Annotated in this window: 16 protein-coding genes; 1 reads left to right on the forward strand and 15 read right to left on the reverse strand. The window is 40.1% G+C overall.

The window, feature by feature from the left end; translation table 11 throughout:
- Positions 1-4 precede the first annotated feature (4 nt).
- The 13 genes from RCG25_RS14745 to RCG25_RS14805 all read right to left on the reverse strand — a co-directional run bounded on the left by RCG25_RS14745 (position 5) and on the right by RCG25_RS14805 (position 11,328).
- Positions 5-1,831, reverse strand: coding sequence for an assimilatory sulfite reductase (NADPH) flavoprotein subunit (locus RCG25_RS14745; protein WP_308079569.1), 1,827 nt, complete (start codon positions 1,829-1,831; stop codon positions 5-7).
- Positions 1,832-2,594: 763 nt separating this feature from the next.
- Complete coding sequence (locus tag RCG25_RS14750; RefSeq protein ID WP_308079570.1) at positions 2,595-3,359, reverse strand: sirohydrochlorin chelatase; 765 nt, start codon at positions 3,357-3,359, stop codon at positions 2,595-2,597.
- Positions 3,360-3,644: 285 nt separating this feature from the next.
- Entirely contained in the window at positions 3,645-4,421 is a 777-nt protein-coding gene (gene cobA / locus RCG25_RS14755; protein ID WP_308079571.1) for a uroporphyrinogen-III C-methyltransferase, read from the reverse strand.
- Between the two features lie 27 nt (positions 4,422-4,448).
- Positions 4,449-5,048, reverse strand: coding sequence for an adenylyl-sulfate kinase (gene cysC / locus RCG25_RS14760; protein ID WP_308079572.1), 600 nt, complete (start codon positions 5,046-5,048; stop codon positions 4,449-4,451).
- Between the two features lie 12 nt (positions 5,049-5,060).
- A complete protein-coding gene (sat, locus tag RCG25_RS14765; RefSeq protein ID WP_308079573.1) occupies positions 5,061-6,209 on the reverse strand; it encodes a sulfate adenylyltransferase in 1,149 nt (382 codons plus the stop codon).
- An 82-nt stretch (positions 6,210-6,291) separates the two neighbouring features.
- A complete protein-coding gene (locus RCG25_RS14770; protein WP_308079574.1) occupies positions 6,292-7,359 on the reverse strand; it encodes a sulfate permease in 1,068 nt (355 codons plus the stop codon).
- A 14-nt stretch (positions 7,360-7,373) separates the two neighbouring features.
- Positions 7,374-8,090: a phosphoadenylyl-sulfate reductase gene (locus tag RCG25_RS14775; RefSeq protein ID WP_308079575.1), complete on the reverse strand. Its 717-nt coding sequence runs from the start codon at positions 8,088-8,090 to the stop codon at positions 7,374-7,376.
- Between the two features lie 119 nt (positions 8,091-8,209).
- On the reverse strand, positions 8,210-8,365 hold the full coding sequence (locus RCG25_RS14780) for a YezD family protein (RefSeq protein WP_308084189.1): 156 nt from the start codon (positions 8,363-8,365) through the stop codon (positions 8,210-8,212).
- A gap of 304 nt (positions 8,366-8,669) precedes the next feature.
- Positions 8,670-8,855 carry a hypothetical protein gene (locus RCG25_RS14785; protein WP_308079576.1) on the reverse strand — a complete coding sequence of 62 codons (186 nt, stop codon included), beginning with the start codon at positions 8,853-8,855 and terminating at the stop codon, positions 8,670-8,672.
- Between the two features lie 58 nt (positions 8,856-8,913).
- A complete protein-coding gene (locus RCG25_RS14790) occupies positions 8,914-9,444 on the reverse strand; it encodes a hypothetical protein (RefSeq protein WP_308079577.1) in 531 nt (176 codons plus the stop codon).
- Positions 9,445-9,499: 55 nt separating this feature from the next.
- Positions 9,500-9,643 (reverse strand): YrzI family small protein, encoded by a 144-nt coding sequence (locus RCG25_RS14795; RefSeq protein ID WP_308079578.1) that lies wholly within the window; start codon positions 9,641-9,643, stop codon positions 9,500-9,502.
- 322 nt (positions 9,644-9,965) lie between these two features.
- Positions 9,966-10,577, reverse strand: coding sequence for a TetR/AcrR family transcriptional regulator (locus tag RCG25_RS14800; RefSeq protein ID WP_308079579.1), 612 nt, complete (start codon positions 10,575-10,577; stop codon positions 9,966-9,968).
- Between the two features lie 181 nt (positions 10,578-10,758).
- Positions 10,759-11,328 (reverse strand): MOSC domain-containing protein, encoded by a 570-nt coding sequence (locus RCG25_RS14805; protein WP_374121080.1) that lies wholly within the window; start codon positions 11,326-11,328, stop codon positions 10,759-10,761.
- Between the two features lie 244 nt (positions 11,329-11,572).
- Between RCG25_RS14805 and RCG25_RS14810 the strand changes: the two genes are divergently transcribed.
- Positions 11,573-12,313 carry an HAD family hydrolase gene (locus RCG25_RS14810; protein ID WP_308079581.1) on the forward strand — a complete coding sequence of 247 codons (741 nt, stop codon included), beginning with the start codon at positions 11,573-11,575 and terminating at the stop codon, positions 12,311-12,313.
- 53 nt (positions 12,314-12,366) lie between these two features.
- Here the strand turns inward: RCG25_RS14810 and RCG25_RS14815 are convergent, their stop codons facing one another.
- Complete coding sequence (locus RCG25_RS14815) at positions 12,367-12,846, reverse strand: hypothetical protein (RefSeq protein ID WP_308079582.1); 480 nt, start codon at positions 12,844-12,846, stop codon at positions 12,367-12,369.
- Between the two features lie 752 nt (positions 12,847-13,598).
- Positions 13,599-14,180, reverse strand: coding sequence for an ATP-dependent Clp endopeptidase proteolytic subunit ClpP (clpP, locus tag RCG25_RS14820; protein WP_308079583.1), 582 nt, complete (start codon positions 14,178-14,180; stop codon positions 13,599-13,601).
- Position 14,181 lies beyond the last annotated feature (1 nt).

Genomic DNA, 14,181 nt, shown 5'->3' on the forward strand with positions numbered 1-14,181 from the left:
CCCATCAATATACATCCCGTTGGTATCGTTTTTGCTGCTGCATTTCGGCAAGATAGGCTTCTGCTTGTTCACGGCTCATATTGCCTTCTTTTTCAATAATAGAAAGAAGCGTGTGATGGACGTCATGTGCCATATGTTTCTCGTCTCCGCAAATATATAGGTGTGCTCCTTCTTGTAGCCACTCAAATAATTCTTCGCTTTGCTCAAGCATGCGGTGTTGAACATATACTTTTTCATCTGTATCACGTGAAAAGGCCACATCTACTTTTGTCAAGACGCCTTCTTTTAACCATTTTTGCCATTCGGTTTGGTAAAGGAAATCTGTTACAAAATGCTGATCTCCGAAAAACAGCCATGATTTCCCTTCTGCACCTGTTTCTTCTCGTTCCTGAATGAACGAACGGAATGGTGCTACTCCTGTACCAGGTCCAACCATTATAATTGGCGTTTCAGGGTTTGTTGGCAGCTTAAAGTTTTCGTTTTGCTGTATAAATACAGGTAGTGTATCTCCAAGGTGCAAGCGTTCAGCTGTTAAAATGGAGCAAACGCCCTTTCTTTCACGGCCATGGGCATCATAGCGTACAGCACCGATTGTTAAATGGACTTCATCCGGGTTGGCTGCTAAACTGCTGGCAATCGAGTAAAGACGGGCAGGGATTTTACGAAGGACCGAAATAAATTCTTGTGCCGATTCTCCCCAAGGACCAAAGTCATGAACCAGGTCAAACAGGTCACGCCCATGGATGTAGGCTTTCATTTTTTCCTCATTACCCGGTGCAATCAGGTCTTGTAGCTCCTCATTTTTTGAAAGCTTCGCCACTTTTTCAAGGAACGGTTTTGATAAAACGGTAATCTCAAAATAAGAAGTGAGCGCTTTTTGTAGGGATAGAACGTCTCCCTGTTTATTAACGATCACTGTTTCTTCACTACTCCATGGCAATTCAGCAAGGAGTTGTTCAACAAGTGCAGGATCGTTCTCCGGATAGATTCCTAGACTATCACCAGGTTCAAAGGTCAGTCCTGAACCTTCGAGTGATAGTTCAAGGTGACGTGTTTCTTTATTGGAGCCACGTCCGTTGAGATTGATATTTTCAAGTACTTCGGCTTTAAATGGATTGCTTTTTGAGTACTCGGATTCAGTAGATTGAGCTGCTGCCGCTACTGGACTTGCGCTTTTAACAGAAGTTCCTTCTAGTTCGGCACTTAAGCTGCCGAGGATTCCTTCGAGCCACTCAGATGCTGACTCATCATAATCCACATCGCAGTCGAAGCGTGGATATAGTCGTGTGCCGCCTAGTTCTTCGAGGCGAGAATCGAATTCTTTTCCTGTTTGACAGAAGAATTCATATGAGCTGTCTCCAAGTGCTAGTACGGAGAAATGAAGATCCGTCAGCTTTGGTGCTCTTTTGCTGTGTAAAAACTCATGGAATGTGAGTGCACTATCAGGTGGCTCACCTTCACCATGGGTACTTACTATAATAAGAAGGTTTTGGATTTTTTTTATATTATTTGTTTTAAAATCATTCATAGAAGAGACAGTTACTTGGAACCCTTTTCCCTCTAATGTTTTGCCTGTTTTCTTTGCTAGCCCCCGAGCATTGCCCGTTTGTGAACCATAAAGGATTGTTATTTCTTTTGTCGCTTTTGAATTACTGCTTTGGACAGGAAGGACTGTCCCCTGGTTGTTGGCTGCTCCAAGAACTGTAAATGGGGTTGCAGCAAGATAGCCGCTCAGCCAAACTTTTTGTGCATCTGTTAAGGTTGGCAAAAGGCGGTTAAGTAGTTCTGCCTGCTCCTGATTAAACGGACTGTTGATTACCTGAAGTTGCAACGATATCCACCTCACTAAGGAATAAACTTTTTGTTATTTTGGTCGTATTTTTTGGCGACCGTTATGTGTTTTTGTGTTATTAAACTATGAATCTGTTATTTTTCATTGGGTAGGACTTGAATTGAGCTTTTATTGCTCGTGGACCTCGGTTTTTCATTAGGACGGGAACTATAGACACTTTATTGTGCCCGTGGGCCTCGGTTTTTTCGTTGGACGGGCATTATAGACCCTTTTTAGTGCCCGTGGACCTCAGTTTTTTCGTTGGACGGGCATTATAGACCCTTTTTAGTGCCCGTGGACCTCGGTTTTTTCCTTGGACGGGCACTATGGGCCCTTTTTAGTGCCCGTGGACCTCAGTTTTTTCGTTGGACGGGCACTATGGGCCCTTTTTAGTGCCCGTGGACCTCGGTTTTTTCGTTGGACGGGCACTATGGGCCCTTTATTATGCCCGTGGACCTCGGTTTTTTCCTTGGACGGGCACTATGAATCTTTTATAACGACCGTCTACCTCTTTTTTTCAGGTGTACGGGCTTTATGAATCGTTCTTATCGACCCGCCACTAGCTTTTTCTAGCTCTCCGGGCGTTATAAACCTCTCTTATCGACCAACATCACACTTTTTTCAGCTCTCCGGGCGTTATAAACCTCTTATCGACCGGCCACCCGCTTTTTCCCTTTGAACGGGCTTTATGAATCCTTCTTATAAAACCACCCGGCCCCTTATTTCACAAAAACGAGGCATCTAGAACCCGCACCTCTGCAGCTTATTCCCTTGTCGCCTGATTTACAACAATATCCTCAATCACCTGATGACCACTTAAAGGACCCGTATGAAGGATTTGGTGGCCTTCCTTTTGCCGCTTTTGAACCTCTTGATTCACTTCAGCAGTAAGCAGCCCAGAGAATAATAAATACGGGACAACCAGCACTCGGCCAGCCGTACCTTCTGTAATCATCTCTAACCCTTCACTCAGCCTTGGCTCGGCTGCAGCCATATAACAAACAGACACATGCCTGATTCCCAGCCGCTCACGGATTCCCTTAGCAATCCGTGCAAAATCATCGTGAACAACCGGATCACTGCTACCCCTTCCAACAATCAATATTCGATCTTCCAGTCCTATGTCGCCGACCGTAGAATGAACCAACTCTGCTATTCCATCTAGAATCGCTCCCTGGACACCGAAAGGATCCTTCACATTTACCTCAATATGTGGGTATTTGACCTTCAATGAAGAAAGTGCCTCTGGAATATCCTGCTTTATATGTCCTGCCGCTAAAAGGAACAAAGGGACAACAGTAATTTCTGTCGCTCCCCTTTCCACACAACGCTGAAAGCCTTCCTCAATCAAAGGAGGAGCCAATTCAAGAAAACTAATTTCCTGAATTGAAATATCCACTCGTTTCATTACCCTTTGGATAAAATCGTTCGCTTCCTCCGCTCCTTTTTTTGAGCGTGTCCCATGACCAATGTAAAGTATTGCTTTCATAGAATTCCTCTCTTTTAGGGATCGAAATCTTTCGACCACTCAATAACTCAAACTATTTTAAATAATCGTTTTACACAAATCATTAAATCCAATAGGATTACTATTATTTATTTTAAACTACTACAAGCCCAATAGGAATACTTTATTTCAGCTTATTTACATCCCGTTCCTCTTTCTTTTCCTCTGTTAGGGATTATAGGCTGCTTCTACGCGACCGGTCCCTTTTTCTTTTCCTCTGTTTGGGCTCATAGACTGCTTCTATGCGACCGGTCCCTTTTTCTTTTCCTCTACTCGGGCTCATAGACTGCCACCAAGTGACTAAGATTATCCATGCCGTATTGGTAAACTAGGCATTATTTCTTCATGGAACCAATTTAGCTCCTTATGAAGGCGAACAACCTCTCCTATCACAATCATGCTCGGATTTGACACACCTGCTACCTTCACCCGTTCTTCGATCGTTTCAAGTGTTCCAACAACCGTTCTTTGGTCACTTAATGTTCCCCATTGAATCAAAGCGATAGGTGTCTGAGGTGATTTACCGTGTTGTATTAGTTGATTAATAATCGTCGAAAGATGTGAAACTCCCATATAGACACAAAGGGTGTCAACTCCTTTTGCCAGGTGTGACCATTGGTGCTCCGCGGCTAGGTCCCCTGCTTGATGACCAGTAATAAAGGCAAAACTCCTGCTCAAAAAGCGATGGGTGACAGGAATTCCGGCATAAGCAGAAGCGGCAATGCCTGCCGTGATCCCTGGAACTACCTCAAAAGGAACTTCATTCCTCAAGCATTCCTCGGCTTCTTCTCCCCCACGGCCGAACACAAAGGGATCCCCTCCCTTTAAACGAACGACCTGAAGACCCTTTTTCGCATATTTAACTAAAAAATGATTGATCGTTTCCTGCTTCATTGTATGGTAATGTGGAAGTTTACCACAGTATATCAGTTGGGCACCTTGTTTTGAATACTTTAAAAGTTCAGGATTTACCAGCCGGTCATAAAGGATGACATCAGCTTGCTGCAGGTACCTTAATCCTTTTACCGTAATTAATTCTGGATCACCTGGACCCGCACCTACTAAATACACCTTTCCAACCATGGCTATTCATCCTTTCTATATTACCAGTTAAATAATGTTCTTATCCTGCAAATATCCAAATATTTGTTTTACTGATTCTTCGACGGTTAATTGATCGGACCTAACCGTTATTTCTGGACGTTCCGGGGCCTCATATGGTGAGTTGATCCCTGTAAAATCTTTAATTTCACCACGACGCGCCTTCACATATAACTGTTTAGGGTCACGTCTTTCACATTCTTCAAGAGGGCAATCGATAAATACCTCAATAAACTCACCATCTTGAAACAGTTCGCGAACCTGAGCACGGTCCGAACGGAAGGGAGAAATAAACGCAGTTGTCACCAGGGCTCCACTGTCTACAAACAATTTCGCCACTTCTCCAATTCTCCTAATATTCTCTGTTCGATCATGGTCGGAAAAGCCCAGGTCTTTATTTAAACCATGACGGATATTATCACCGTCCAAAACGTATTCAGTTATTCCTTGACGAAACAATTCGCTAGATACAGCATTAGCAATGGTCGATTTCCCAGAACCTGAGAGACCCGTAAACCATAGAACACAGCTGCCATGTCCCTTTTTCAAACGGCGGTCTTCCTTAGTAATCGTTGTTGCATGCCATGTAATATTTGTTGCTTTCGTCATTGTTCTGCCTCCTTAGACCGTCGTCGTTTCTTTCATTCCTTCAATCAACACTTCTACTACTTCTTTCCGACTGAATGTTGATGGTGGAAGTGTTCCTGTGCGCAGCATTTCTCTCACCTTTGTTCCTGAAAGAATGACACGGTCTTCGTTGTTGTGTGGGCATGTTTTATCTGAAGCCATACCTTCACATTTGTTGCAATAAAAGCTATGTTCAAAGAACAGTGGTTTGATGCCAAGTTCTCCTTCTTCAAATTCACTAAAGATCAGTTGGGCATCGTAGGTTCCATAATAATTGCCTACACCTGCATGATCGCGTCCGACGATGAAGTGGGTGCAACCAAAGTTTTTACGGGCAATCGCATGAAAAATGGCCTCACGTGGTCCTGCGTAACGCATTGCTGCTGGATACACACCTAGCTGGACCCGTTCAGTAGGATAGTAGTTTTCTAGTAACACACGATAGCTTTTTAATCGAACGTCTGCAGGAATGTCGTCAGATTTTGTTTCCCCAACTAATGGATTAACGAAAAGTCCATCAACTGTTTCTAATGCCGCCTTTTGGATGTATTCATGTGCGCGGTGGATCGGATTTCTTGTTTGGAAGCCCACCACTGTTTTCCAGCCTTTTTCTTCAAACAAGGCCCGTGTTTCTTTCGGCTCCAACCATACATCTGTAAAGACGCCCTTTTCCGGTTTTTTAATGAGAGTTACTTCCCCTGCTACATAAACGGGACCTCTTTCATAAAGACGTCTCACACCTGGGTGAGCCAGTTCAAGTGTTTTATATACCTTTAGTGCTTCTTTATCTAAGTCCGGTTCATACCATTCGGATACCTTAATGACTCCGTAAACCTCACTGTTAAAAATCAACTTCATTTCCTCGCCTACCTTTAATGTGGCAGCCGTTTCAGTGGAAACAGGTAGTGTGACAGGAATAGACCAAATCGTATTGTCAACTAGACGCATGCTCGAAACGACTGATTCATAATCTGCTTTTCCAAGGAACCCAGTAAGCGGGCTGAATAGTCCAACACCTATTAATTCGAGGTCACTCAAGGCAATAGCATCAATTTCTAGTTCTTTTTCAATAAGGGATAGGTCAAGATTTGGGTTGTATGCTTGGATTAATTTTCCTCCATGCGGTTTTGGTAAAAATGACACAAAATCAAATCCTTTCTTTAGTTAGCCGTTTTTTCGGCTACAATTTTTTTATTTATTAAACTAAGATTCTAATAAGAAATGCTTAGTCTTTAGCAACTTCATGTCTAACGGGAATAGTAGTTTTCTGCTTTTTCATTAATGACAGGACCCCAAACACAGAAATTAACGCACCACCCATGGCGATAATGGGGTAAAAATTATGTTCAATGATTAACTGAATCAGCGTGTAGGAAAGGACCATTGATAAAACCGGTGAAACGATCCAGACTGTAAGCAGTTGAACCACAATATCTTTTTTAAGTACTGCTTTACCTTGTTTTGCAAAGCCAATTCCAATAATGGAAGAGGTCGTGATTTGCGTAAGCGGCACGGGGATTCCAAACATGGATGCAATCGTCACAATTGTTGCACCTGTACCAGAGATAACGCAGCCTTCCTCCAGTCTGAGTGTGGTAATTTTTTTTCCGTTTGTCTCAAGAACCCGATGACCTAATAGCAAGGCACCCAGTGCGACAAAGATGCCACCCCAGAGAATACCATCCCCTGTTGAAAGGATATTGGCACCTACAAGCGGTCCAACCGCATTCGCCACATTGTTCATCCCTGCAGAAAAAGCCTCAAACATACCCATGATTAATACAAGGACAGACAGAACGGGAACTGCTTTGGATGCTTCCAGCCATTTTTTCAGCTGTTTAATTTTCAACACGTAAGAAGCAATAATGGCGATAAGAAAAGCAGCAAATGGTGTCAGGAGCCAAAACAACATAATCCAGAAAAGGTGACTTACGAATACTGATTGATAAACAATCCCAGCACCGACCACTGAACCAACGGCCACTTCACTCGTAGAAAGTGGAATGCCAAATATATTGGCCAAGAACAATGACAAGGCAGCTGATGCTAAAACGATTAAGGCGATCGGAACCGTAAATGTACTATTGGGAACAATTCCGCTACCAATCATTTTGACCACTTCACCACCGCCAAGCCAGGCGCCAAAGAACACTGCAATGGCACAAAGCAGTAATGCTAGCCTCTTTTTAACTACTCCAGCTCCGTAGGCAATTCCCATCGAAGCGGCAGCCCCGCTAGCCCCTATATTAATTGCGAAAAATAATCCGATTGTAATGGCAATGATTGTGAGCAAATGATAAGCCCTCCCTATTTCGTGTGTAATCCACACTCAGTCTTGCTGCTTCCCGCCCAGCGGCCAGCACGTGAATCTCCATCCGTCCCAGTCGGCTGTGTACATGGAAAACATCCGATACTTGGATATCCATGATCATGCAGGGTGTTGTACGGCAAGTCTTTTTCTTTGATGTAGCTCCAAACTTCCTCCCAAGTCCAATGGATTAATGGGCAAATTTTAATATTTTGAAATTTGTCATCCTTATTGATAAACTCTGTATTTGCTCTTGTTGGTGATTGCTCTCTGCGAAGCCCCGATATCCACGCTTGCTTTGCTGTTAATGTTTCTCGTAACGGAATGACCTTCCGAATATTGCAGCATTGGCCGGGATCTCGTTTCCATAAGGCTGATCCATATTTGTCTGCTTGTTCATCAAGCGTAAGGTTTGGGAGTTTTCTCTCAATTTTCAAAGTAGGAAATCGGGCTTCTATCTTATCAATGACTTCATAGGTTTCCGGGAAGTGTAAACCTGTATCTAAAAAAACAATATGGGCATCGGGCTTAATTTGTTGGATTAAGTCAATTAACACGATGGCTTCTGCCCCAAAGCTTGATGCATACACAAGTTCTTGTTCAGGATAGCTGCTGTATGCCCACTCTAAAACGGAACGTGCTCCTTTGGTTTCATCCTCACATGAAAATGTATCTGATCGTTCACGCCAATTTTGATAAGTTACTGTAGTCGTCATTGCTACAGGCCTCCTTTTCATTTATAAAAATAAGTTGATCCTTTTTTGCTCCGCCTTTTTCAATAGAAAAAGGCGGTCTCCTTTTAAGAAAAAGTGGAGACCGCCTCTAGTTTGTCTAGTCAGCGATTTTTATTCGATTGGATACGAACCTTTTCAATTTTTTCAAGTTGCACAATCTTGCCATCCTGGACAACCAGTGTAATTGAACCAAATTGTAAGGTTTCGAGCATTTTCTCAAGCTGAGCGAAGAGTTCTTCCTTTTCGTTTTCTTTCAGTTGGTTCGCCCCCCTTTATCAATCCAGGAAGATTTTATTAATTGGCTCTGTTAAACTTGCCTGTTGATTTAATAATTTTATAATTTATTGAAATTAATCCTACCATACCTATAGGTTTTATGTAAATGAAAAAATTTAATTTTTTGTATATTTATTTTTGCACCTTTTTACCCCTTGTAATTGAAGTCAAAAACTAAAAAAATAAGCGTCCAAATCCGATCTTACACAGTTTTGGACGCTTATTATGAATGTCTTAATGACTAGTTTTTCACTTTGTGATTTACGGGAGAATGGACCTAGGTGATTAAAGCAATGGTTTCCCTGCATCTGGCGAAAGATTTGGGTCGCCTTTCCCGACAATAATCGAACTTTCCGTCTGAATATCATTATCTTCCAGGTTTGCTTCTACATTGTTGGCCGTTTTACTAGCCGTGCTTTCCTTCACCTTATTATGGAGTTCTTGTGGTAACATTTTTTCATCCTTATTCATATTAACACCATCCTTTAAAAGGTAGTGTTGGTTAATCCTTTCGAACTATACATTTATATTAACTAACCTTCTTATTAATCTTCCTTGCTGCCGTGAGTTTAACAATTTGTTCAGCATGTTCTTGACCAATAATCACATTTTCATTTACCATTCCCGCGATGAGTAAGTCCTTTTTCATTTTTTGTAAAAGTATGTCTTTAAAAAAGACCGAACGATTGGGAGCTATTTTAGCCGCTATGTCCCATAACCAATTCTCCATATGAATACTGATTGCTTTTTTTCTTAAATCTTCCGGAACATTCTTCATACCTAACCTTCTTATTGGTTTTCGGTCTGTGGTAGCTGTCATTAATTTTCGCTTGTATTGGATGATGTTTAGGTATACCTCACCTAACAGTTCAGAAACGGTATCTGTTTCAGACATTAATTTCTCGTTAATCAATTCGACCTTTATCTTTTCTAGGAGTAAATCTCTAAAAAACTTAGATCTATTGGTCTCTAGCTCCTCAACTAATTCCCACATCCAACACTCAAGGTTGAGGCTGACAGATTTTTTCTTATCGGAAGAGATCTCTTGTCTTTTTTTCATGTATTCTCACCTCGACCTTAATTTGGTCATTTAAACCAGACCTTTTTGTAACAATTTATCTAAAAAAACGATGCATGGAAATTTGTTGGTCTCTATTTTTGTCATATAGCTTTTCAACTTCTTCTTGATGACAAGCTTCTTGTAGACTGAGCGTCCGTTTTTTTATGGTTATCGAAAGGAATAAAATATTGATGGTCATTTCTACCACTCCTCTACTCTAAAATTGTATTCTTTTATTTAATGTCCTTAGTATAGAAAAACTTTGGAAAAACTTAATCATACGCAAGCCGAAAGTTCCCTACAATCTTAGACCCATTTATTTTTCAGTCTTTAGTCGCAATTTTAAAACGACCAGTCAGTTTATTTTTATTATATTTACCTTCTTGTATAATTGTCAATTTAATAGACTACAATTGAAAAATATTTTTACTATTCATTTGACTGAATTTTAGAACCCCATGATGGGATTCCATTGCTTTAGACGAAGAAAAGACAAGATAGGTTTCTTGTCTTTTCTAATTTTATGCTTTTATTTTTTCTAAAAACATTTGTTTCATTTCGGTTAACACTTGTTTAAAAGGGTAATCGGTATAAACGGACTGTACCGTGACTCCATTAATCATTGACCAAAATAAGTCTGCCATCACTTCTGGATGAAGGTCTTTTTTGATTTCACCTGATTCTTGGCCCTCTTTAATAATCCCAGCAAGCAGGTCGACAAAATACTGTTTTCTACGGTCCGTTAATTTTTCTGCTAATTCGGGGTGTCTTGAGGCATGGAGCTTAAATTCATCATGAACGATAAATTTCCCCTTAATGTCTTTATTAGAAAAGTCAACCAATAAATATAAGTTAAATAAAAAATCAATTTTTTCAATAGCACTATCGTAAGTTCCAAGATCCTTCACTAAACTTTCATACGTTTCTTTTGTGTCTGTATTCATTAATTCTAGGTATATCTCATCTTTACTTTTAAAATAGTTATAAATTGCTCCTTTGCTTATACCTGAATGCCCCACAATATCATCGATTGTAGCCACTTGGAAACCCTTCTTTGCAAAACAAACTAGAGCACTGGCCAAAATCTCCTTTTTTTTCTTCTCTTTATGTGAGTCTGAAACAATTGGCGGCATTTATTTACCTCCGTTCTAAAAAAATTAAACGAAAACATTTACAAGTTTCTTAATTTTAATTAAAACATAGATGGCCTACTTAAAAAAGACTATTTAGTCTAAATAATATTTTTCATAAAAACAACAGTGTCCTCCAGAGATGGACACTGTCTTTTTATGGTGCCTGACACCACTTTTATTTTTATTGCATGGGATTGCTGAAGTTGTTAATGAGGATTTGGACTTCATCGCCTTCATTCATTTCTCCCGGGCGTTCGACAGCGCAGACGATTCCACGGCGCTTGTATGCTGCTTTGACAAATTTCGATGCCAGTTTTGGTTGGTTTTCGTAATGTTTTTGGATCATCTCACCAGGAAATATACAGGGTTGATTCTCTCCCATACAAATCAACCCTGCTCCACTTGGGAAGAGAATTCGTGAGCCCATCGTAAGCTTCGTTAGTTCAGGATATCCGTTCAATAAGAGGTTCGCACCTAACCATTCCGGTAGAACATATTCTACTCCGAGGCCTTCCGCTATCTCTACAAGTTCTTCTTCTGAAACAATTGTAATTTGACGACGATTAAAAATTTCCGTCCCTTTTGGATACATCGGCTGCCGTGAATCGGATGGTACAATCATACCAAAATGACGGTCCCCTCTTATCCCTCCAAACTCAAGTGTGGTATTAGCAATCCTTCTTGTCAAAAATGATTCTGGTTGATCCGCTATTAATATGGCATTTATCTTTGCTCCTGCATTTTTCATGATATTCCTTCTTCCTAAATAAAAGTCGAGCCCATCTTGAGCTTTTTATTATGTACATTAACTATTTAGTTCCCCATTTGTATGCCTTTTATTTTTTGCTAGGTGTAACGGCACGATTATTCATGGAAACAAGTATAGTGGATTACTACCTAAGGCGTAATTTACCTATGGACATTGTTTTTTTAGCATTGTAACAGTATTTACCCATATAATTATTTTACACCATATTAAAGGGGGAATTGATTATATGAATCAACAAACTTTAATATTGGATTTAGATGATACCCTCATCCACTGCAGCAAGTATTTTATCAGATCAAAAAACCAATTTGCTGAACAGATGCAAGACTGGTTCGATTTCCTTTCAAAGGATGAAATCCTACAAAAACAATTAGAAATTGACGTTAAAAATGTGGATAAACACGGTTTACATTCTTCCCTTTACCCAGAATCATTCGTATTAACCTACAAATATTTTAGCGTCAAATATGGTAGAGCCTTAAAGAAAAATGAAATCGAGCTTGTACGTAGAATGGGGCAAGAAGTGTTTGAACTAGAAGTACAGCCCTTTCCTTACGTATATGATGTCTTGGATAGTCTGCAAGAGGATGGTCATCGATTGTACCTCTTTACAGGCGGGGATAAGAAAAATCAAAGCAGGAAAATTAATCAGTTAGGATTAGATCGCTACTTTGAAGACCGCGTGTTTATCCATGAACATAAAAATTCTACTACGTTGAAAAAAGTACTAAATAGAATAGAGTGTGAAAAAAAATCAACGTGGATGGTTGGAAATTCACTAAAAACGGATGTAAAACCAGCTATCGAGTTAGGCATCAATGCGATTCATATACCGTCCGATTTTGAATGGAGTTATAATATCATTGATTTAGAAATTGAACCAAGTGGGACATTCGCCGAACTCGAATCCCTTGTACAGCTTCCGGTTTATTTAAGAGACTACGCCTTCATTCATGAAGCAATCTAATAGAAAAATGGCTTGGGATTCCCCAGGCCATTTTTCTATGCTTTATCATATTTCTAAGAATTATTTTGACCACTTAATAGCTCGTTCACGGTTGTTCTCATGGAATAAATAACAGTTTTCTTGTAACGTGCGGCTATAAGCAACACTCTAATTTGTTCGGATCGGGATAATTTTTTAAAACGAGGTTCTTGTTTCAAAAAGGAACGAACGATTGACCAGCTGGGTGGCATTAAAGGAAAGTCATCAAGGGGTTGTTTATTCCGTAAACGATGAAACCACGATATCATTCCGGTTGAACTACTTTTATCGACTATACATGGGGCATAAATATTTTTTGTATGTTTTTTAAGGGATTCGAATCGATCCTGCCCACTTACAATAATGTAGCTGCCATCCTTCCGATTTTTTTTGACAACTAAAACAAACATGCAATCCCACATTAATCTTTGGAGTTTCTTAATATGCTCCGTAATTTTAAGCGATAAATCAGGTTTGATTTTGTTCAGTGGTATATACTGTATCGTGAATTTCATACTCAGCCCCTCCTGTTTCTCAAGTTTTTCTTTGGATCTCTGCAGCAGGTGCATTGTACAGTTAATGGCGATACTTCTAGATACAATGATGACCATAAACTTATCTCTTTTAGATTATGTATATGATATAGACGCATGTCAAATACTAGGTAATTATCTAAAAAAAACAAAGATTCCAAAGATGAAAATTTAAAAGATTGTTCGAAATATGCATTACTAGTCTTGTTATCATTTTTATCTTGGTCCTACTGGTACTGACTAGATTGCGTTAGATTGAGCCAAAGCTTTCCGAAGTTGCACAGCTTTCTGACAATGTTTCTGTTTTTTCACTTCCATTTGTCCGAATCTGACTCATTTTCTGATAATCCTTCCTTCTTTTCATGGCCCTTTGTCTAAATTCATCTCTTATTCTGACAATCTTTCTTCTTTTCCTCTTCCCTTTGTCCAAATCCATCTCTTATTCGGACAATCTTTCTTCTTTTCCTCTTCCCTCTGTCCGAATCCATCTCTTATTCGGACAATCCTTCCTTCTTTTCATGGCCCTTTGTCTAAATCCATCTCTTATTCGGACAATCCTTCTTCTTTTCTACTGCCCTCTATCCGAATCCATCTCTTATTCGGATAATCTTCCATCTTTTCCACCAACTCTGTCCGTAGTTCCATCCGATCGAGTTTGAGCCGCATTGAATTCACCAATTGAGCAAAAAAAAGAACAATGCGATTGGACTCACATTGCTCTTTTACACACATTTTCATTTTGGATAAAGTATTTCATCAATAATCCCATACTCTTTTGCTTCCTCTGCACTCATAAAATAATCTCGGTCTGTATCCTTCGCCACTTTTTCAATCGGTTGGCCGGTACGTTCTGAAATGATTTCATTGATATGCTCTCTGAGCTTTAAAATTCTCCGTGCGGATATTTCTATTTCCGTAGCCTGCCCTCTCGCTCCACCTAGAGGCTGATGGATCATGATTTCACTGTTTGGCAGAGCGTACCGTTTTCCCTTGGTCCCTGCCAGGAGCAACATAGCTCCAAATGAGGCCGCCATGCCCGTGCAAATGGTTCGAATGTCAGGTTTAATGTATTGCATCGTATCAAAAATGGCAAAACCTGCAGAAGTAGAACCACCGGGGCTATTAATATAAAGAGAGATTTCCTTATCCGGTGCATCGGCTGCTAAAAATAATAATTGGGCTACCACACTATTCGCCGTATGGTCGTTTATTTCATCTCCAATGATAATAATTCTATCCTTTAATAATCGTGAATAAATATCATAGGAACGTTCTCCTCGATTTGACTGCTCTATTACATATGGAATTGTACTCATT

The organism is Neobacillus sp. PS2-9 (genome assembly GCF_030915525.1).
GTDB lineage: Bacteria > Bacillota > Bacilli > Bacillales > Cytobacillaceae > Neobacillus.